The sequence below is a fragment of the Sphingobacterium sp. Lzh-3 genome, assembly GCF_046764375.1.
GTDB lineage: Bacteria > Bacteroidota > Bacteroidia > Sphingobacteriales > Sphingobacteriaceae > Sphingobacterium.
Map to the genome: position 1 here is coordinate 5,004,084 of NZ_CP177226.1, position 20,002 is coordinate 5,024,085.

At 38.7% G+C, this 20,002-nt stretch carries 16 protein-coding genes, 2 tRNA genes and 1 pseudogene; 9 read left to right on the forward strand and 10 right to left on the reverse strand.

Annotated elements, in window-relative coordinates; genetic code table 11:
* The first annotated feature begins 21 nt into the window (after positions 1 to 21).
* The 4 genes from dapA to rplI all read left to right on the forward strand — a co-directional run bounded on the left by dapA (position 22) and on the right by rplI (position 2,138).
* Entirely contained in the window at positions 22 to 900 is an 879-nt protein-coding gene (gene dapA / locus ACLCDV_RS21075) for a 4-hydroxy-tetrahydrodipicolinate synthase (RefSeq protein WP_411972171.1), read from the forward strand.
* Between the two features lie 147 nt (positions 901 to 1,047).
* On the forward strand, positions 1,048 to 1,416 hold the full coding sequence (gene rpsF / locus ACLCDV_RS21080) for a 30S ribosomal protein S6 (RefSeq protein ID WP_046671750.1): 369 nt from the start codon (positions 1,048 to 1,050) through the stop codon (positions 1,414 to 1,416).
* Positions 1,416 to 1,679 carry a 30S ribosomal protein S18 gene (rpsR, locus tag ACLCDV_RS21085; protein WP_028071347.1) on the forward strand — a complete coding sequence of 88 codons (264 nt, stop codon included), beginning with the start codon at positions 1,416 to 1,418 and terminating at the stop codon, positions 1,677 to 1,679. The genes rpsF and rpsR overlap by 1 nt, the downstream gene beginning before the upstream one ends.
* 15 nt (positions 1,680 to 1,694) lie before the next feature.
* Positions 1,695 to 2,138 carry a 50S ribosomal protein L9 gene (gene rplI / locus ACLCDV_RS21090; RefSeq protein WP_046671751.1) on the forward strand — a complete coding sequence of 148 codons (444 nt, stop codon included), beginning with the start codon at positions 1,695 to 1,697 and terminating at the stop codon, positions 2,136 to 2,138.
* A 65-nt stretch (positions 2,139 to 2,203) separates the two neighbouring features.
* Here rplI and ACLCDV_RS21095 read toward each other — a convergent pair whose 3' ends face one another.
* The 4 genes from ACLCDV_RS21095 to dnaE all read right to left on the reverse strand — a co-directional run bounded on the left by ACLCDV_RS21095 (position 2,204) and on the right by dnaE (position 8,965).
* The gene (locus ACLCDV_RS21095; protein ID WP_411971421.1) at positions 2,204 to 3,052 is read right to left on the reverse strand and encodes an IS3 family transposase; all 849 of its coding nucleotides are present in this window, start codon (positions 3,050 to 3,052) and stop codon (positions 2,204 to 2,206) included.
* Between the two features lie 14 nt (positions 3,053 to 3,066).
* A complete protein-coding gene (locus tag ACLCDV_RS21100; protein ID WP_289011629.1) occupies positions 3,067 to 3,495 on the reverse strand; it encodes a helix-turn-helix domain-containing protein in 429 nt (142 codons plus the stop codon).
* Positions 3,496 to 4,101: 606 nt separating this feature from the next.
* A complete protein-coding gene (gene trxA / locus ACLCDV_RS21105; protein ID WP_046671752.1) occupies positions 4,102 to 4,422 on the reverse strand; it encodes a thioredoxin in 321 nt (106 codons plus the stop codon).
* A 124-nt stretch (positions 4,423 to 4,546) separates the two neighbouring features.
* A complete protein-coding gene (dnaE, locus tag ACLCDV_RS21110) occupies positions 4,547 to 8,965 on the reverse strand; it encodes a DNA polymerase III subunit alpha (protein WP_411972172.1) in 4,419 nt (1,472 codons plus the stop codon).
* Between the two features lie 759 nt (positions 8,966 to 9,724).
* Between dnaE and ACLCDV_RS21115 the strand changes: the two are divergent.
* Positions 9,725 to 10,486, forward strand: a pseudogene (locus ACLCDV_RS21115) (Cof-type HAD-IIB family hydrolase); the annotation flags it as partial.
* Here the strand turns inward: ACLCDV_RS21115 and ACLCDV_RS21120 are convergent.
* Entirely contained in the window at positions 10,483 to 11,082 is a 600-nt protein-coding gene (locus ACLCDV_RS21120) for a hypothetical protein (RefSeq protein WP_411972173.1), read from the reverse strand. The pseudogene ACLCDV_RS21115 and the gene ACLCDV_RS21120 overlap by 4 nt on opposite strands.
* 45 nt (positions 11,083 to 11,127) lie before the next feature.
* Between ACLCDV_RS21120 and ACLCDV_RS21125 the strand changes: the two genes are divergently transcribed.
* The gene (locus ACLCDV_RS21125) at positions 11,128 to 12,030 is read left to right on the forward strand and encodes a pirin family protein (protein ID WP_201667337.1); all 903 of its coding nucleotides are present in this window, start codon (positions 11,128 to 11,130) and stop codon (positions 12,028 to 12,030) included.
* A 139-nt stretch (positions 12,031 to 12,169) separates the two neighbouring features.
* Here ACLCDV_RS21125 and ACLCDV_RS21130 read toward each other — a convergent pair whose 3' ends face one another.
* Both ACLCDV_RS21130 and ACLCDV_RS21135 read right to left on the reverse strand, forming a co-directional pair.
* Positions 12,170 to 12,769 carry a DUF502 domain-containing protein gene (locus ACLCDV_RS21130; RefSeq protein WP_046671757.1) on the reverse strand — a complete coding sequence of 200 codons (600 nt, stop codon included), beginning with the start codon at positions 12,767 to 12,769 and terminating at the stop codon, positions 12,170 to 12,172.
* A 44-nt stretch (positions 12,770 to 12,813) separates the two neighbouring features.
* The gene (locus tag ACLCDV_RS21135) at positions 12,814 to 15,255 is read right to left on the reverse strand and encodes a bifunctional UDP-N-acetylmuramoyl-tripeptide:D-alanyl-D-alanine ligase/alanine racemase (protein WP_411972174.1); all 2,442 of its coding nucleotides are present in this window, start codon (positions 15,253 to 15,255) and stop codon (positions 12,814 to 12,816) included.
* 77 nt (positions 15,256 to 15,332) lie between these two features.
* On the opposite strand from ACLCDV_RS21135, the gene ACLCDV_RS21140 reads away from it, so the two are divergent.
* From ACLCDV_RS21140 to ACLCDV_RS21150, 3 genes are all read left to right on the forward strand, one after another.
* On the forward strand, positions 15,333 to 15,821 hold the full coding sequence (locus ACLCDV_RS21140; RefSeq protein ID WP_075994013.1) for a regulatory protein RecX: 489 nt from the start codon (positions 15,333 to 15,335) through the stop codon (positions 15,819 to 15,821).
* Positions 15,822 to 15,933: 112 nt separating this feature from the next.
* Positions 15,934 to 16,006: transfer RNA gene (locus ACLCDV_RS21145), tRNA-Gly, on the forward strand.
* Between the two features lie 5 nt (positions 16,007 to 16,011).
* Positions 16,012 to 16,096: transfer RNA gene (locus tag ACLCDV_RS21150), tRNA-Leu, on the forward strand.
* Between the two features lie 117 nt (positions 16,097 to 16,213).
* Here ACLCDV_RS21150 and ACLCDV_RS21155 read toward each other — a convergent pair.
* From ACLCDV_RS21155 to ACLCDV_RS21165, 3 genes are all read right to left on the reverse strand, one after another.
* Positions 16,214 to 16,942: a chromate transporter gene (locus ACLCDV_RS21155; RefSeq protein WP_411972175.1), complete on the reverse strand. Its 729-nt coding sequence runs from the start codon at positions 16,940 to 16,942 to the stop codon at positions 16,214 to 16,216.
* Positions 16,943 to 17,194: 252 nt separating this feature from the next.
* On the reverse strand, positions 17,195 to 17,716 hold the full coding sequence (locus ACLCDV_RS21160; RefSeq protein ID WP_075994015.1) for an OmpA family protein: 522 nt from the start codon (positions 17,714 to 17,716) through the stop codon (positions 17,195 to 17,197).
* Positions 17,717 to 17,813: 97 nt separating this feature from the next.
* Positions 17,814 to 20,000 carry a glucoamylase family protein gene (locus tag ACLCDV_RS21165; protein WP_411972176.1) on the reverse strand — a complete coding sequence of 729 codons (2,187 nt, stop codon included), beginning with the start codon at positions 19,998 to 20,000 and terminating at the stop codon, positions 17,814 to 17,816.
* Positions 20,001 to 20,002 lie beyond the last annotated feature (2 nt).

The window sequence follows — 20,002 nt, forward strand, 5'->3', positions numbered from 1 at the left end:
TTATATAAATACAAAAACAAGATGAACGAGCTTCACGGCGCAGGAGTAGCATTAGTCACTCCTTTTAACTCAGATGAATCTGTTGATTTCGAAGCATTAGGTCAGCTAATTGACTTGCAAATCAACGAAGGTATGGATTATTTGGTTTCTTTAGGTACAACTGGAGAAGTTGCCACTTTAACCAATGATGAACGAAAGCGTATCTGGGATTTTACTGTCAAGCGCGTGAACGGTAGACTTCCTTTGGTTGCTGGAATTGGTGGTAATAATACGGCCGAAATTGTGGAACAAATTAAAAACTTTGATCCAACAGGCTTCTGTGCAATTTTATCCGTATCTCCTTATTATAACAAACCAACACAAGAAGGCATTTACCAGCATTACAAGGCTGTTTCAAACGCCTCTCCACTTCCGGTTATTTTATACAATGTGCCTGGGCGTACAGGCAGCAATATATCAGCACAGACAACATTACGACTAGCCAATGATTTTTCCAATATCGTAGCCATCAAAGAAGCTTCTGGAAATTTTGCGCAATTCAGCGAAATTCTACGGGATAAACCTACGGGATTTCTATTGATCTCTGGAGATGATCCGGTTACCTTGCCGATGATGTCTCTTGGAGCTGCTGGCATCATTTCAGTGATTGGAAACGCATTACCGAAAAAGGTCGCCACATTAGCTAAGTTATGCGCTGAAGGCAATTATGCGGAAGCTAGATCGATCCATAATGAACTCCTTGACATTACAGATCTGTGTTTTATTGAAGGAAACCCTGCTGGTGTAAAATATATTCTACAGGAATTGGGGATCGGAAAAGATCAATTACGACTTCCTTTAGTCCCTGTTAGCGAGAAAATACAGGCAGCTATCAAAGAAGAATTAAAGAAATTGAACTAAAATATAGCCACGTTCGGTTGAGAAAAGTTTAGATCCCTCCAAAGGATCTAAACTTTTTTATTTCAAAGCTTTGCAACATAACAATATAATAACTACCTTTGCACTTCCACAAAAGTGGAATTTTAAATAACAAAATTAATTAACACAATGCAACAGTACGAATCTGTAATCGTTCTTACCCCGTTGCTTTCTGATGATGCTGCGAAAGAAGTAATCGCAAAATTCAAAAACATCTTAACAGAAGGCGGAGCCGAGATTGTCGCTGAAGACAATTGGGGTTTGAAAAAATTAGCGTATCCAATCCAGAAAAAAACTACTGGATTTTATCACTTAACTGAATTCAAGGCTCCAGGTGAATTAATCAATAAATTAGAGGTTGAATACAAACGTGATGAGCGCATTATGCGTTTCTTGACTGTAAGCTTAGACAAACATGCTAAAGCATACAACGAGAAAAAACGTAGCGGTGCATTCAACAAAAAAGCTGAAACTAAAACTGAGGAGGGCGCAAACTAATGGCTAACGAAAATATCCAATACGTAACTGCTCCTAAAGTAGAGGACAACCGTAAAAAATACTGTCGTTTCAAAAAGAATGGTATCAAATATATCGATTATAAAGATGCTAACTTCTTGATGAAATTTGTAAATGATCAAGGTAAAATCTTACCTCGTCGTTTAACTGGTACATCTTTGAAATTTCAACGTAAAGTAGCTCAAGCTGTTAAACGTGCTCGTCACATCGGCTTATTACCTTACTTAGCTGATGCAATTAAATAAGGAGGACGATAGAAAATGGAAGTAATTTTAAAACAAGATATCAAAGGCTTAGGTGAGCAAAACGATATCGTTAATGTAAAGCCAGGTTTCGGTCGTAACTACTTAATCCCGCAAGGATTTGCTATCCAAGCGACTGAATCTGCAAAGAAAGTTTTAGCTGAGAACATCAAACAAGCTCAGTTCAAACAAGAAAAAATCAAAAAAGACGCTACTGAATTAGCGGGTAAATTGGAAGCTATCAAACTTTCAATCGGTGCTAAAGCAGGTGAATCTGGTAAAATCTTTGGTAAAGTAAACAGCATTCAAATTGCTGATGCGTTGAAAGCAAAAGGTTTTGATGTAGATCGTCGTCGTATCACTTTCGAAGTAGAACCTAAAGAACTAGGTGAATACATCGCAAACTTAAACTTACACAAAGAAGTGAAAGTTCAAGTTCCTTTCGAAGTAATTGCTGAATAATTCAGTTTATTTATGACTAGTCCTGAAAAATCGATACAGGTTTTCAGTGATTAAAAATAAATAATTTAAACAGTAGTAGCCGATAGGTTGCTACTGTTTTTTGTTTTATAAGTTCTGAAGTTCATGTTTGATTTCATGTGCATCTGATTTGGAGTTAGCATATGATTAGACCAATGTGGTCTGTCATTATTATAGATATCGATTGCTTCAGCTACGATCTGCTTCATCAAATGTAGATCTAAATGATAGGTATCAATCATGAACTCTTGTTTGAGTATACCATTGATTCGTTCAGCGATGGCATTTTCATAAGGATCAGAGTTTTCTGTCATACTGCAACTGAGCTGGTACTTGCTTAGGTAATATTGGTATTCTTCTGCACAATATTGTACTCCTCTGTCGGAATGATGGATTAACGGCTCGTTTGTTTTTCTTTGTTTTTGTGCCATTTTTAGTGCTTTTACAACATGCGGTGTGCACATGGTCTGTGAGACCTCAAAGCCAACAATTTTCTTCGAATAGGCATCTGTAACCAAACTCAGGTAACAGGGGTTTTCTCGCTTTCCTATATAAGTGATATCACTTACCCAAACCTGATTGGGACGGCAAACAGCCACTTCTTTAATAATATTCGGATATTTTCTAAATCTATGATGTGACATAGTGGTCGTATGATAGCTTCTTTTACGTGTAATTAACAAATGGTTGGCGCGTAAAATATCAAAGAATTTGTCTCTACCCACCTTTAATGCCCGTAGCTCCCTTGCCAACATATGGTAAAGTTTCCGTGTACCTATTCTTGGCTGGGTAGTGCGTATTTCATGAACTAAGTCCACAATTTTCTCGGCTATACCCTGGCTCCTGGCTATACGTTTGATCCTTCGATAATACACCTGCCTGTCTAACCCGAACAATCCACAAGTAAAACTTAGGCTTTCTTGTTTTTCTTGCCGGAAACGATTGATTGCGCGGGTTTCAAGTTTTTTCTTACGTCGATTTTATATTCTTTTTCTGCAATATCGATCATCATGTCAAAGATGATCGCTTTGGAATCAGCGATGTGATTCTGATGCTCAAGTTGAGCCTTTTGCTTCTCCAGCAGTCTGACTTTGGCTTCAAGTTCTAAAATGCGCTGTTCTGGTGACTTTGCCATATTGGATGGTATTTGATTCTCCCAATCAAAGTTACCATATTTTTTTAACCAATTGCGAATAGTGCTATCTCCCTGGATGCCATACTGTTTTTGTGCTTGGGAGAGTGTCAATTTCCCCGATTCAATCTCTTTAACGACATTCAGCTTCAATGTTAAAGTGTAATCACGCTGAGTCCGCTTTACATAATTTGTTCCTTCTTCCATAACGATTTTTTTTGCGTATCGATATTTCAGGACGAGACATTAGTCAATAATAAAAAGCGGCTATCCTTTCGGATAGCCGCTTTTGTTTTTACCCATACTTTAGCCAAAAAAAACTCGCGTTACGGAGAGCAACGCGAGGCATAATCTAGGGTATTTGAAAGGGAAAATCTTTGTCAATTTCTATTTTTTTCAAAAAAACAACTCCTAAATCATCGAGTCAAAAAAAAAATAACATCAAAATCAAAAAATCGAAACAAATTCTTTTCGAAAACCAATTTCAACACTCAAAAGAAGTAAAAAATATTGATTTATGCAAATAAAAATGATTTTTTATCAAAAAATAAACATAAACACATAAAAAATAACAATAAAATCATACTAAAACACAAAAAAACTAAAAATACAACATATTAAACCGCTAAAAAACAAAATAAATACACAAAATACACCAAAACAAACAAAATATGAGCACAAAACAACTAAAACAAACAAAATATTAGCACAAAACAACTAAAACTCGATATAAAATCAAAAAAAAACTGAATTTTAAAAGCAAAAAAAAGCCTGAAATAGAATATTTCAGGCTTTTTTTTGCTTTTAACTAAATTATGCTAATTGTTTTTCTAATTTCTCGTTCAATACTGATTTTGGAACAGCTCCAATTTGTTTATCGACAATTTCTCCATTTTTAAAGAACAATAGAGCTGGAATATTACGAATGCCATAACGAACGGAAATCTCTGGATTTTCATCCACATTTACTTTTCCTACAACAGCTTTACCTTCATAATCCTTAGCCAGTTCTTCAACCACAGGACCTACCATACGGCAAGGACCACACCACTCTGCCCAAAAATCAATTAATACTGGTTTGTCTGCTTTTAAGACAACTTCTTCAAAGTTGCTATCTGTAATTTCTAATGCCATAATCTTTTAATTTTATAAACCGAAGTTATATCTTTAATACTATTTAATTGCTAAAATCAATAAACAAAGATAGTAACAACTACCAATGTATTTGTAATCTTAATTACACAAATTCCAATCCAAACTAATTCAATCGATAATTTATCCCCTCAAACTTATCTATACAGTCCAGAAATTCATTTGTTAGGTTTATTTTCAGACTTTTAGCTGGCATTTCGACAGATATTTCATCTTGGGGATCCCAAATTTTAAACTTTAATTGACAATTTGGCACAACCCCCTCAATCTCATTTTGCGCCAGTATATCTTTGATTCCGTCAAGAAATGCTTCATTCAACTTAGGTAAAGGAATATTGATCGTAAAACTCTTCGCCATCTTCTCACGAAGATCCGAAAGTAACTGTACACTACGCAGCTCAAAGCCCCAATTTCCAACCTGTCTGAAACGTTCCTGTACCAAACCCCGTAATTGCACAAAATAGCCTTCTTGCAAATACCCCTTCAATTTGACGTATTCTTCGCCAAAAACTGCCATATCATAAGAATCACTATAATCTTCTATGATAAACGACGCAAAAGGCTTACCAGTCTTCGTCAATCGATGGTTTGCCGATGCGATAATGCCACCAATCACCAATTCTTTATTCTTGATTCGATTAAACTCAAGCAAAGTCTCTTCATCGACCTCTGCCGCTTTAACTTTATTGATCAATGCCAAATCTGAAACCGAATTCTGACAAAAATGCTCAATCTCAAACCGGTATGTATCTAAGGGGTGACTGGTCAAATAAATACCGATAACATCTTTTTCATATTTAAGCTTTTCAATCAATCCCCATTGCGGACATGGTGCCAAAACAGGTTCCGGCAATTCTGCAGCTCCACCTACACCAAACAAACTCGCCTGGGCCGAACTTTCATTTTCTTTAAATCGCTGGCCAAATCGTATCGCCTTTTCCATTCCTGTTGAATTTTCATCCGAATGGAAATATTGTGCACGGTGCGTGTTCTCAAAACTATCAAAACCACCAGCATAAGCCAAACTCTCAAAAGCTTTCTTGTTAACCGCACGTAGATCAATGCGTTTGGCCATATCGAAAACAGATTTATACAAACCTGACTGCCGCGTTTGCACGATAGCGTCAACAGCTCCTGCTCCAACTCCTTTAACTGCGCCTATCCCGAAACGGATTGCACCACGTTCGTTTACTGTAAATTTATAATAGGATTCATTCACATCAGGACCAAGTACCTCTAATCCCATACGCTTACATTCCTCCATAAAGAATGTCACCTGCTTGATGTCATTCATATTGTTAGAAAGTACCGCAGCCATATATTCCGCTGGAAAATGCGCTTTCAAATAGGCTGTTTGATAGGCTACCCAAGCATAACAGGTCGAGTGGGATTTATTAAATGCATAACTCGCAAAAGCCTCCCAGTCGGTCCAGATCTTTTCCAGAACTTTGGCGTTATGCCCTCTCTCCTCTGCCTGTGAAACAAACTTAGGCTTCATCTTATCCAGTACCGCTTTTTGTTTCTTACCCATGGCCTTACGCAAAACGTCGGCATCACCTTTCGAGAATCCGGCTAACTTTTGGGACAAAAGCATGACCTGCTCTTGATATACTGTAATACCGTAGGTCTCCTTGAGGTATTCCTCACAGGCATCCAAATCATAAACAATAGGATCTATACCATGCTTACGCTTAATAAAACTTGGAATATACTCTATTGGACCCGGGCGATAAAGTGCATTCATCGCAATCAAATCGGCAAATACCGTCGGCTTAAGGTCTCGCATGTATTTCTGCATTCCAGGCGATTCGTACTGGAACACCCCGATGGTCTCTCCACGCTGAAAGAGCTCATAAGTAAGCTCGTCGTCGATCGGAAATTGATCCGGATCCAGCACGATACCATGGCTTAATTTGACATTTTCGACTGTATCTTTAATCAGTGTCAGTGTCTTTAAACCCAAAAAGTCCATTTTCAGCAAACCTGCACTTTCAACAACGTGGTTATCGAACTGCGTCACATAAAGATCCGAGTCTTTTGCCAAAGAAACAGGAACGAAATTAGTAATATCGTCTGGCGTAATGATAACACCACAGGCATGGATACCTGTATTTCGGACAGAACCCTCCAAAACCCGGGCCTGTCTGATCGTTTCAGCCTCCAATCCAGCACCATCAGCAATAGATTTCAACCGATTAACAGCTTCAATTTCCTCAGTTCTCAGCTTTTCCTTTAAGCCAGCATCATCTAAAGTAAAAATCTTGGACAATTTAAGATTCGGAATCAGCTTGGCAATCTCATTGGCATCACCCAAAGGTAAGTCTAATACACGCGCTGTATCTTTGATGGATGACTTCGCTGCCATTGTACCATAGGTAATAATCTGGGCAACCTGACTAGCTCCATATTTATTGATTACATATTGCATGACACGACCACGCCCCTCGTCATCAAAATCGATATCAATATCGGGCATTGACACACGGTCGGGATTCAAGAAACGCTCGAAAAGCAAGTCATATTTAATCGGATCGATATTGGTAATTCCCAAACAATAGGCCACGGCTGAACCAGCAGCAGATCCCCGCCCTGGTCCCACAGAAACTCCCATGTCACGAGCAGCAGCAATAAAATCCTGAACAATCAAAAAGTAACCGGGATAACCGGTCTTTTCGATCGTAGCTAGTTCGAAGTCAAGACGTTCGCGAATATCATCTGTTATTTCTTCATAACGCTTCTCAGCCCCCACATAACAGAGATGAGCCAGATATTTATTTTCACCACGTTTTCCGCCATCTTCAAGATCCGCTTCCACTTGAAATTCTTCGGGTATATCAAATTTAGGTAAAAGGACATCGCGATTTAATTTAAATATCTCTACCTTATCGACAATCTCCTGAATATTTAGAATGGCTTCGGGCAAATCTTTAAATAAAGCCTTCATTTCATCCGAAGACTTGAAATAATACTCCTGATTGGGTAAACCAAAACGGAACCCTCGTCCTCGACCTTTTGGCGTTGAGAGTTTCTCACCATCTTTCACACAGAGCAAAATATCATGCGCATGCGCATCGCCTTTCTTCTCGTAATATGTATTATTGGTTGCAACAACTTTGACCTGATATTTGCGGGAAAATTTAAGCAAGGTTTGATTCACACGATCCTCGTCTTCCTGACCATGGCGCATCAATTCGAGATAAAAATCATCTCCAAATTGCTCTTTCCACCATAACAGAGCCTCTTCGGCCTGGCTCTCACCAATATTCAGTATTTTATTAGGCACTTCCCCTTGTAGGTTACCCGACAGGGCAATAACATCCTCCTTATATTGAAGGATAAGATCTTTATCAATACGGGGTACATAATAGAACCCCGCTGTATACGCAAAGGAAGCGAGCTTAGCCAAATTGTGATAACCTCTTTTATTCTTTGCCAATAACACAATCTGATACCCATTATCTTTCCTGGACTTATCTTTGTGGTTTTCACAAACAAAAAACTCACAACCAACAATTGGCTTTAAAAGCTGACCAGTAGGTTCCTGCCCATTTTCAATCGCCTCTGCATTTTGTGCTTCAATTTCTTTGTTGTGTCCTATAATACGAGAGACAAATTCAAAGGCGCCCATCATATTTCCATGATCAGTCAATGCAACCGCAGGCATATTATCTTTGACCGCTGCCGAAACTAACTTATCGTACGACATCGTGGACTGTAGGATCGAAAACTGAGAATGGTTATGTAAATGGGCAAATTTGGCATCCTTTAAAGCTGCTAACGCGTCCGCATCAACAACAACCTTGACTTCATCTGGCTGAGACCGTTTTCTAATTTCATCAGAAGCTGCTTTTAGGTTGATATGTTTCAGTCCAACAGTAGGTATAGGCCCCGGATTGTTGGTTTTAAAATCGACAAAGTAGCCCGTATCGACCTGAAGTTCTTCGGCAGTGAACACCTCTCTTCTGACAAGCTCCAGAAAACAACGTGTTGTAGCCTCAACGTCGGCTGTTGCATTATGTGCCTCAGCAAACGGCACTCCAAATAAATAGGAATGCAGCTCGGTCAAATTGGGTAATTTAAAACGGCCACCGCGACCGCCCGGAATTTTCAGGAGTTCAGCTGTTACTTCCGTACAAGTATCCAATACAGGCATATTAGCCATATTGGACGCAACACCATAACGGTAAAATTCACAGCCCATGATATTCAAATCAAAACCAATATTCTGTCCAACAACAAACTTGGCTTTATTCAATGCCACATTGAATTTCTCTAAGACCTCCTGAAGCGGCACCCCCTGCTCTTCTGCCAATGCAGTCGATATGCCGTGTATTTTTTCAGAGTCATAGGGTATATCAAATCCATCTGGCTTAATCAAGAAATCGTGATGTTCGACCAAATTTCCCATCTCATCATGAATTTGCCAAGCCAATTGAATACAGCGCGGCCAATTGTCCGTATCGGTAATCGGTGCGTCCCAACGCTTAGGCAAACCCGTCGTTTCCGTATCGAAAATAATATACATAAAATTCTAACCCTCTTTAATACAAAACATTAAATGCAAGACAATTTACATTTTTTTGAACTTGAAATTTACGAAATTATTAGAGAAGATTGTGTCAGATTTTTGCGAAAATCCACTAAAGAAAATCCGGCGTTACACGATACCTTGCAATTGTTTCGCTTCAACAAAAAACAGCATCATAAACTCCTTGATCTTCCTCTTTTTATGCGCCTCGAAAAGTCAATATCAGGCCAAATCATCCAGCTCTCGAGCTCTTTTTTATCATGTATATCAAAAGATCCAACAGTATACCCACTTCAAATGAATAGCTTTTTTAACACATACTTCATAGGGACTTTATAGGGGCATCATTCGGAGCTTATTCGGATGAATACTTATAATCTCCCTATTACCTCCCCTTGTATCTCTGGTTTTATTTTCTCTTAACCTTGCGGTTGACAGTTATTTATCTCCACCAAGTGTGGTAAAAATTTTCATGAGGCCCCATGTCAATATTCTTCCGACTAATTTCAACGAGCCTAACCAAATAACATGCCCCCCACCACTACTTTCAATGGTCATTAATCCAGAGCCGAGACTTCGCATCTACAGGCCGACTGTCTTCCATTTGGGCATACTTATCCTCAATACAATTAAAAACGAGATAAGCCTAGGGGAGATAAAACACTTCAAATTTAATATTGTAATAGTTACACTATCCCAAGTATTTAGTATATTTGATTTTGACCCAAAAATCCATGATTAAAGCTATTTTTTTTTGACATCGATGGAACTTTGCTAAGTTTCAAAACACATCAAGTTCCCGAATCTACTCAACAAGCATTTCAATTATTAAAAGAAAAAAACATCAAGGTATTTGTTTCAACAGGAAGGTCCTACAATCAGCTGGGACATATTCGTTACCTGGATTTTGATGGATATATCACCTTCAATGGCGGGTATTGCGTCACGAAGGAACAGGAAGTCATTTATAAAAATAACATTCCTCAAAAAGACATTCGCTCCTTATTGGATTATGCTAAAAAGCGTGAAGACCTGACTTTTTCATTCATGTCTGAAAAAGAAATTTCCTTGAACCAGGTTACACCGGAGGTACAACGAATGTACGAACAGGTCAATGTGCCGACACCACCTATTCGGGATTACGAAAAGGATTTTGATCTTGACTCAGTTATGCAGGTCAATGTTTTTATCAATCCTGAAGAAGAAGCTGAATTCATGGAAAATGTGATGCCAAATTCGGTTGCTTCGAGATGGACGCCCATTTTTGCTGATGTCAATCCGATGGGACAAAGCAAAAAAATTGGAATAGATGTTTTTTTAGATCATTTCAACTTCACCTTGGAAGAAACCATGTCATTTGGCGACGGCGGAAATGATATTACCATGCTAGCGCACACCCATATTGGAATTGCTATGGGTAATGCCAATCCCGAGGTAAAGGAAATTGCAGATTATATAACAGACAGCGTTGATGAAAATGGCATCTGGAATGCCTTAAAACACTTCAATATCATCTAAAGTTGGATAGTTAACGTAATTCGAGAAGTATTGCTGTTGCTATTCATCAGCAAATTATGTTTTTCCGGAAAAAGATAGTCCAATCGCTGTCGAAAATCACGTATCAATGTGCTGCTAAACTGACTTTCCAGATAATGGTTCACGCGGTAGCTAACTTCCAGCATAATCACCTTTGATGAGCCCGACAATCGGATCCGAACTGGATGAGAAGACATCGTATTATAACCATTTTCAACAGCATGCTGTACCACAGGAAAAAGAATGAGCGGCGGCAACATAATTTCATCCTGAGACTGTAGCTTATTTTCCCATTTGACTGAAAAACCTGCTGGAAGAAAACGTTCGGCCAACTGCAAATATTGGTTCAACAAGTTCAGCTCTACCTGCATAGTCTCAAATCGGTCAACATGAAGCTTAAGCAACTGCTCTTGAAAAACAAAATAGTCCACTGGATCTATTTTGTTATTTTGTATAAAATGCCCTATCAAAAAGCTGTCCAGCTGACTGTTCCTAAAAGACAACCTATCCGCTAGCGCCAAAAGCTCTTCATTTCTTACACTCTTTTTACCCAAAAACCGATTGATTATACTGGACATTTCTTAAATTGCTTTAGATTAGAAACACAAAAATAAGGAAACATTATGTCAAATATTGCAATAGTTATTGAAGAAAGAGCCGCTGACATAGGCAATTTCTTAGTTGGGCGACTTCTTCCTTTCAGGCAGAAACGTATGGTCGGCCCTTTTATCTTTATCGACCACATGGGACCTGATAACATTGCCGAACCGCACTTTATGGATATTGCTCCACATCCGCATATCGGGTTATCCACATTGACTTATCTATTCGAAGGTAGCATTATGCACCGTGACAGCTTAGGAAATGCCGTGGAGATCAAACCAGGAGCAGTCAATTGGATGACGGCAGGTAAGGGTGTCACACACTCTGAAAGAACTCCCGAACAGCTGAGATCGACGCCGCACGACCTACATGGGCTGCAGATTTGGGTGGCCCTACCAAAAGAACTCGAAAAAATGGAACCTAATTTTGTTCACATAGAAGAACCGCAGCTTCCACATTGGACCGAAGACGGTGTATCTTATTGTTTAATTGCAGGTGAAATTAAAAACCATCGTTCCGAGGTACCGGTATATAGTCCATTATATCTTATTGAAATCAAAGCAGAACAAGATGCGACCATTAAACTGGGCGATCACCTATATGGCGAAAGTGGATTATATATCCTTCATGGGACTGTTCATGCGGAAGGCCAGGAATTCGGTCCAAAACAGATTTTAGTTGCCAAGGATGCGAAACTATGTGAATTCGAAATGAAGGCGGGTACTTCAGTTTACATTTTTGGGGGCGAACCTTTTCCTGAACAACGATATATCGACTGGAACTTTGTCGCTTCAGACATTGAAACATTAAAAATAGCGCGCGAAAAATGGGAAAATCATGAATTTCCAAAAGTACCTGGCGATGACGGCTATATTCCAATCCCACCAGTAAATCCGACTTTAGGGCAGAAAAAAAATCAATAGCAATGTCCTATACCAATAACGACATGGACGTATAAATTGGAAAAGCCCCACAAGTAGAAAGACAGAATAAGCAAAAATAAAAATGCTGGAAATCATACAACGACTTCCAGCATTTTTATTTAACCGATATGAAAGCCGACTAATGGGCTATCCCGCTCACACCACCGGAAACAACGAGTTTCATGGCATCTGTTGGAGACATATCTAATTTTTTCACCTTATCTGCACTGATAATGACGACCTGCCCTGCAAAAGAGTAGGAATATGGAAAATACACCATAACTTCTTCTTCAAGCCCAATGCTTTTTAAATCATGCTGCGTTAAGAAACCTATCTTTTTCAGACCAAACTCATTCACCGTCACCAGGACAGGTTCATTAAATTTCTTTGCATCACCAACAAAGGCCTCTGTAAAATCTTTAATCGAAGAATATAAGGTATTTAAAAGTGGAATCCGCTGGATCTGATGATTAATCCACACTTTAATGGGGTCTGTCACAAAATTTGTAAAAATAAGCCCCGCGAGAACCAATACCAAAATAACGGTCAGAATACCTATTCCTGGAATATACAAGGGGTGCCCTCTATCATCCTCCAAAAAATGTTCAGTTAGATTTAATGCCGAATCAACTGATGCAACAATCCAAACTATTAAAAAAATAGCACCAGCTAGAGGAACCACCACCAGGATACCTCGTATCAAATAATTAATAAATCCTCTGATTAATTTGCTAAACATGAATTGAAAATCAAATATTATTCAAAAATGCAGAATATCCTTTATTATTCATAAAAATATACTCTTTTTACGCGTTGGGAAATACTCGTCAGCAGTTCATAAGGAATTGTTCCTATAGCTTTCGCCGCTGACTTTATATCAGGGTACACGATAACTTCATCTTCCTCTCCAACTTCCACATCCGTAACATCCAACATACACATATCCATACATATATCACCTATAGTAGGGACTAAAAACCCGTTTATCAACATTTTACCAACACCGTTACCAAAACGCCTATCGTAACCGTCCGCATAACCAATTTTAATTGTCGCAATCTTACTGTCTCTATACAGGACGCCGTGCCTATTATAACCTACGGTTTCACCTGCAGGGAGGTATTTAATCTGTGTCACATTCGTTTTCAAGGTACTCGCCTCCCTAATGGGTAAATCATGACGCTCAATATCGATACCATAGAGACCTATCCCCAACCTCACCATATCAAAATACGCATTCGGCCACAATTCAATACCCGATGTTGCTGCAATATGACGTAGAAAAGAATATCCTATACCACTTTCGAGACGCTTTGTAAATTCATCCAGCAGATCAATTTGTCGTTGTGTAAATTCCCGATCCTTTTCATTACCTGCAGACGCTAAGTGGGAAAATGCAGATTTAACCTCTAAAATCGCTTCCGCACGTAGCACCGCTATTAAACGATCGACCTCGTCAGGCATAAAACCCAACCGATGCATACCTGTATCTATCTTAATATGAATCGGAAAAGAAGCTATTTGTTTCGTTTTCAGAAAATTCAAAAAGGAGAACAATATTCTAAAGCTATAAATTTCCGGTTCAAGGTGATACTGAACAATGGACTCAAAAGAACTTTCATCAGGGCTCATCACTACAATAGGTAATTTTATGCCCGCACCACGCAAATCAACTCCCTCATCCGCAAAAGCAACCGTCAGATAATCCACCCGATTGAATTGCAAAAGATTTGCGATCTCGAAGCTTCCACTACCATACGAAAAAGCTTTTACCATGGTCATCAACTTCACCTGTTTCGGCAGCAGCTGTCGATATACGTTCAAATTATTCTCGAGTGCATTCAAATTGATTTCAAGCACTGTATCATGTGATTTTGCAACTAAAAGCTGACTGATACGTTCAAAATGAAACTCACGTCCTCCTTTCAATAACACCGTGGCATTTTCAAAAGAAAGCGACCTAATATCGGCCAAGAAAGCAGTTGTATCGCTATATGAAATAGAAGGCACATCAAATTGTGCTGCCACTTTAGGCAACACTTCACCTATCAATATCAATTTATCCAAACGATACTCACGAAGCAAACGTTTCAGCTTGGACAAACTTTTTTCATCTTCGATATGGACCCCAGGGATATCCGACAATATCAACATCTTGAACGGATGCTGTCCCTGCTGATTTAAAAACTCCAGGGCTATCTGCAGCGCATCCAGATCATTACTATAGGAGTCATCGATAATGGAGCTATTCTTTTTTCCTTTTTTTAACTCAAGACGCATCGCCACGGGCTGCAACTCTTTAATCCTCGATGCGATCACTTCATTTTCATAACCAAAACGTAGCATCACCGCTACACAATTTATCGCGTTCTCAACATTTCCTTTATCCACAAACGGTACTTCAACAGCAAAGGTGCGACCGGTATAATAGAACGTGACCATAGTAAATCGGTCGTTAACCTGTTTGATGGAGTATACTTCCAAAGAAAGGCCCTCATCAAGTCCCCAAGAAAATTTTCGTGGCCTATATGGCAATTGAATATTTTCGAGGTAACTATTTGGAAAAATCATGGTTTCAACATTTTTAAAAAGCTCGAGCTTTTCATAAATCTTTTCCTCCTTAGATTTGAAACCAGCTTTGTGGGCAACACCGATGTTGGTCAATAGTCCTATAGTTGGTTTTATCATCTGCTCAAGGCGCAGCATTTCCCCCTTTTCTGAAATCCCCGCTTCGATTAGCGCAAGATTATACTGATCGGACAACCCCCACAAGGACAAAGCCACACCAAGTTGAGAATTATAGCTCTTAGGACTTCGGTAAATCTTATATTCAGGAGACATAAGCTGGAAAAGCCACTCTTTTACAATCGTTTTACCATTGCTTCCAGTAATTCCGATGACAGGATAATCAAATTTCTGACGATGAAAAGTTGCCAGCTCCTGCATAGCAACTAAACTATCCGCTACCCAAAGAATATTAGCTTCCAAAAGCTCCATTTCCTGTCCCTCATCGGCCTGAAGCACAAAATTACGAACTCCTTTTTCGTAGGCTTCCCGGATATACCGATGACCATCTCTGTTCTTCTGAAGTGCAAAAAAAATGCCCTTGTCCGCCTGGGCAATTTTACGGCTGTCATAAAATAAATGCTGGACAAAAGAATTGGGATCCGTGATAAATGTGCGATTGGGATGTAAAATCTGGGCGATTTCCGATATTTTGTACATTCTCCTGATATATTTTGATTGTGTCAAAACTGAACATTTTTTTAGTTATTTCATATTATTTTTGAAATTTTGACAATATGTTTGACGAAGAAAAAAGAAACAAGAAGATATTAACGCAGCATCAGGCGCAGTTGAAAGCGGAAAGCTATTGCGTCTATCAAGAACGCGCACAGCAAGAAGTACGCGATAAGCTCTACAGCTGGGGACTAAACGAAGAAGAAGTCGAAAATGTATTGGCCAATTTGATCAGCGATAATTTTTTAAATGAAGAACGCTTTGCTATTGCCTACTGTAACGGAAAACTCCGCATGAAAGGCTGGGGTAAAGTAAAAATCAAGCAGGCACTCAAAGCAAAAAGGGTATCCGAACAATTGATAAAAATTGCATTTAAGCAAATCGATCTAGATGAATATGAACAAATCTTAAATCATATCATTGACAAAAAACTCCGTGAAATTAGTGGTAAGAACCATTATGCAGTTAAAAACAAAGTTTATCAGTTTGCACTATCCCGCGGATTTGAAAGTGATTTAATTTTTTCTACACTGAATTCAAAGGAGTTATAAAAAACACAGAAAGAAAGTAAATAAATATTTTGCAATATTGAATTTTCGCTCTATATTTGCATCACCAAAAAGGAACGCAAGGTTCTTTTAAAAATTGAAATAAAATTCCAATGCGAAAATAGCTCAGCTGGTAGAGCACAACCTTGCCAAGGTTGGGGTCGCGAGTTCGAATCTCGTTTTTCGCTCACCTGCCTAGGTGGTGGAACTGGTAGACACGCAGGACTTAAAATCCTGTTCCCGTTAAGGGAGTGCGGGTTCGATTCCCGCCCTAGGTACAAGAAAGCTCATCTAACGATGGGCTTTTCTTGTTTATGCGCATATGTTACCTCGAATGGCCCTATCAAATTCACAAAACTCCCTTCAATCTTTAATAAACTTGCTTGCGAAGCTCATCAGCCCATGGGCATTTTATTTAATCGCCATAAAAATAAGAGAAAGCCGTAGGCCAGACTCAACAATATAAGTTTCAACATGCCTATTTTATACTTGAATAAAAGAAAAAGTGAAAATAACACCCAAACCAGAGCCATCGGATCAATGGCATACCAAGAACTGACACCACTTGGAAATAGAATCCCTATACCTAAATAACAGGCCAAATTAACGATTACACCAACTACGGATGCAGTCACTAAAGATAGGATAAATTGTATACATGTATTTTTTTGGGTCCGTTCAATCAGTGGCGCCCCAACAAAAATCAAGGCAAAGTTTGGAAGAAAAGTAAAATATGCTGTAGTGATCAAACCTATTGCTGCCATGGAATAGGACTGATGAAAATGATTGAAGCCAGCCATAAAACCAACATAGGCCAAAACAATCACTAAAGGCCCCGGGATAGCATCAATTTTGGAAGTTTTTGACAAGATTGCATAGCGTAGTAGACCAACAGCAATCACACCCACAATAATCCAGGGCATTGGAAGCCCAGCAAAATACGATAGCAGAAAAGCGGCCAATGCGACCAAATAATGCCATGTGCTGACAAGAGATTTCTGCCCCATCCGAAAGGTTGCAAATATAATGATCGCTAGAACTGCAGGTTTTAAACCCGAAAATAAAGCAATAAGCAATGCGGAGTTGCCATAGTGTGCATATAGTGTACTGAGTCCACAAACCAAAAGGCTTCCCGAAAAATTGGCTTCTGTCTATTATCTTCTTCTAAATTCATCTTTTTCAACGCTTTTTATCTTAGCCTCAGATTTTATCGAAAACAATTCCGGCAGACAGGCCCCATTCCGATTTCTCCCGTATTAAAACACCTTGTTTCGGGAGACCATACACAGCGGCATAAAACCGCCATATAACTGCATAAAAAAAGCGAGATATCTTAAATATCTCGCTTTTTTTATATTAAGAATTGGTCTGATAAACTATTTTTTATCTAAAATAGTAACTTCCACTCTTCTATTTTTTTGACGTCCTTCCGGACTTTTATTATCTCCAACTGGATTTGATTGACCGAAACCTTTTGCCGTAATGCGCGATTCAGCAACCCCTGAATCTACCAAGAACTTCTTAACAGACGCCGCTCTTTTATCGGAAAGCCACTGATTATACTCAACAGTACCCGTAGCATCAGTATATCCATCAACTTTGATCTTATTATTACTTTCCTTCAAGATCAACGCTAATTTACTAACTTCAGTTTTTGCCTTCTCAGATAGGTAAGAAGAGTTTGTTGGAAACAATAAATCAGACGATATACTAAACTTAATCCCTTCATCAGTTCTTTTCGCATCATTAAAATCCTTCTTCACATTTTTCAAACCATCATCAGTTCCATCTTTTGTTACAACTGCACCTGGATTGACTACAATAGCTTGTTGTTTACAGGAAAATAACGATAAACTTGCACATAAGGTTAAAATTCCCAAATTAATTTTTCTAAGCATGTCGTTTCTAACGTATTTAATATCGATTTAAGCAAGTAAATATAGCGAAAAAAGTCCAATATGACATCCGTTCTACGTCATATCTAACGTAACAAATCTATTTCTTGGTATATACTTTTTCTAAAGTCTTTTTTACCTCAGGAATATTCTCATACAATTTCCAAATCATGCCTGAATTTGCATTCTCGATCATCACGGCAATCGTTGCTTGATTCCTCGCACGATAACTTTCAGAAACATCGTTGTTTTTAATATCAATCCAGCTTCTGAAACCATATTGTGTAAATAACACATCAGCGTATTCTTCGTAAAATTTACGTAATGCTTTTAGACCAATCTCCTTTTCAAATGGGTAAGCTGCAATAGCTATTGCAGGATTCACCAAATACCCCTGATAGGTATCTTCCACATTTTCCACTCCCCAAATATCGGTAAATCGAGTCCCTATACTCATTTCATTATCTCTCCGTTTATAGGCAAGAATATAATTCGATAAATATTTCTTGTAATCTACAAAATCATCTACTTTCCCTTTAGGATCCATAATCAAAAAGGGACGATAGACAGCCATCAATGATTCATTTAAACTGCCGCCTGCAATACTTTTGGCAAAAATAACTTTGTCGTCGGAGTATATCGAAATTCCGGCATTTCCCGTGTCGCCAATTAAAGGGTTTGCACTTATTAAACGCGCTAAAGAATCATTTAATTTCATTTTGAGTTCAGGAGCCAAATCATTGGAGTCATCCCCAAAATACAATTCGTTGCCTTTATGTTTGGTTGCAAATCCATTGATATAAGCTGAAATAGCTAAAGGGTGGGTAGGTGAAGACATCGCCAGCAAATACGTACCCAAACTCTCGTTAAATCCACCCAAAGGCTTCGATCGAGCTGTACTGTCTACAGGCGACCACTTATTCCAAAGTACATCAGGATTCTGTGCGTCTGTAAAATAGTTCCAATTTATACGTTCCCAGAGCTTCGTAATGTTATTTCTCAACGTCTGTTCCTCAGGATCCTCTTTAGAAAAATATTGGCGAGCGATTAAAAGCGACTCCATGATATGGGAGGTTCCGCGCAAATCGTACGTTGGAATTGAGTCGCGATAAAAAGGCACCCCCGACCGGCCATCGTAAAGCGCCGTAAAGACCCCTTGATGTTGTTGCGCACTGCTCAGAAATTTCACAATCCGTGTTAATCTAGCCAAAAGAGCTTGTCGCGAGATCAAGTTATTCTCTCCTGCCACAAGTAAGCCCAAGATCGCATAGCCAGTTTCATTTGTAGATACAATAGCCTGCCTATTGCCTCGATCAGGCAGAAACATACCACTATTCACATCATAGTTGTCTATAAAATAATTCACATGAGCATTCCGGATAAAATTTAACATCTCCGTATCCGTACCTTTTTTTGCCTGTACCTCCCTAACCTCAGAAAAAGGAGATTCAACATAATTATAGTCTACCCAAGCGATCTTATAATAATAAGATTTGTTATATTCATTTACTCTATCTAGCGACTTCTGTACATAGATGGGTAAAATTGCTATCGGCTGAAAATTGAGTTTATCTTCCGAACGGTAGATTTTCACATAGCGAATACTTGGTGTTAGCGGCAATTGCCAGACCAACTCGACTTGTTTATCCACGGAACTGATCTTAGATAAGATAGCTGCTGATGACAGTCTTACCTTTGGATAGTTTTTGGGCAAAAACTCTATTTGATCGATAAATAGTTGATTTGTCTGCAGTGCAGTTCCATTCTGTTCCAAAATTAAAGCAGAAACAGGCTTCCCTAATGAAATTCCTACAAATTTAGCGACTGGAATGGAAACATTAAGCCAAGTATCATAAGCAAAATCATCGATATAATTTGCGATATCCACAGCATTTGTCCTCGTATCATTTTGCTGTAAGGTGACCTTTGGCAATTGTCCCTTTTCAGTATTACTTTGAATAAAAAGCTTAAAAGTTAGCTGATCGTCCTTGGCAATTAAATAGGGAAATTTCTGTTTATCGTTTAAAATACTTGCCTCCCATTTACCATTAGGAGAAGAAACGTACCGCAAAGAAAGCGAATTGCCTGGCGTAAAAAACAAACTATCGGAAACCGGTAGGCTATAGCTTACATTTTGGATCCATGATTCACCAGTATAATGAGCGATACTCTTCGCATAACTCCCGTTGATAACACTATTGTCGAATAAAACCTCAGGATAACTTTCTGATCGAACGAGTGTAGGTAAGATCAGTAACAAAATAAAGTAAAAATATTTTTTCAGCATAA

Coding starts and splice junctions, on each gene's coding strand:
- dapA (WP_411972171.1), top strand. CDS start 22: ATGAACGAGCTTCACGGCGCAGGAGTAGCATTAGTCACTCCTTTTAAC.
- rpsF (WP_046671750.1), top strand. CDS start 1,048: ATGCAACAGTACGAATCTGTAATCGTTCTTACCCCGTTGCTTTCTGAT.
- rpsR (WP_028071347.1), top strand. CDS start 1,416: ATGGCTAACGAAAATATCCAATACGTAACTGCTCCTAAAGTAGAGGAC.
- rplI (WP_046671751.1), top strand. CDS start 1,695: ATGGAAGTAATTTTAAAACAAGATATCAAAGGCTTAGGTGAGCAAAAC.
- ACLCDV_RS21100 (WP_289011629.1), bottom strand. CDS start 3,495: ATGGAAGAAGGAACAAATTATGTAAAGCGGACTCAGCGTGATTACACT.
- trxA (WP_046671752.1), bottom strand. CDS start 4,422: ATGGCATTAGAAATTACAGATAGCAACTTTGAAGAAGTTGTCTTAAAA.
- dnaE (WP_411972172.1), bottom strand. CDS start 8,965: ATGTATATTATTTTCGATACGGAAACGACGGGTTTGCCTAAGCGTTGG.
- ACLCDV_RS21120 (WP_411972173.1), bottom strand. CDS start 11,082: ATGTCCAGTATAATCAATCGGTTTTTGGGTAAAAAGAGTGTAAGAAAT.
- ACLCDV_RS21125 (WP_201667337.1), top strand. CDS start 11,128: ATGTCAAATATTGCAATAGTTATTGAAGAAAGAGCCGCTGACATAGGC.
- ACLCDV_RS21130 (WP_046671757.1), bottom strand. CDS start 12,769: ATGTTTAGCAAATTAATCAGAGGATTTATTAATTATTTGATACGAGGT.
- ACLCDV_RS21135 (WP_411972174.1), bottom strand. CDS start 15,255: ATGTACAAAATATCGGAAATCGCCCAGATTTTACATCCCAATCGCACA.
- ACLCDV_RS21140 (WP_075994013.1), top strand. CDS start 15,333: ATGTTTGACGAAGAAAAAAGAAACAAGAAGATATTAACGCAGCATCAG.
- ACLCDV_RS21160 (WP_075994015.1), bottom strand. CDS start 17,716: ATGCTTAGAAAAATTAATTTGGGAATTTTAACCTTATGTGCAAGTTTA.
- ACLCDV_RS21165 (WP_411972176.1), bottom strand. CDS start 20,000: ATGCTGAAAAAATATTTTTACTTTATTTTGTTACTGATCTTACCTACA.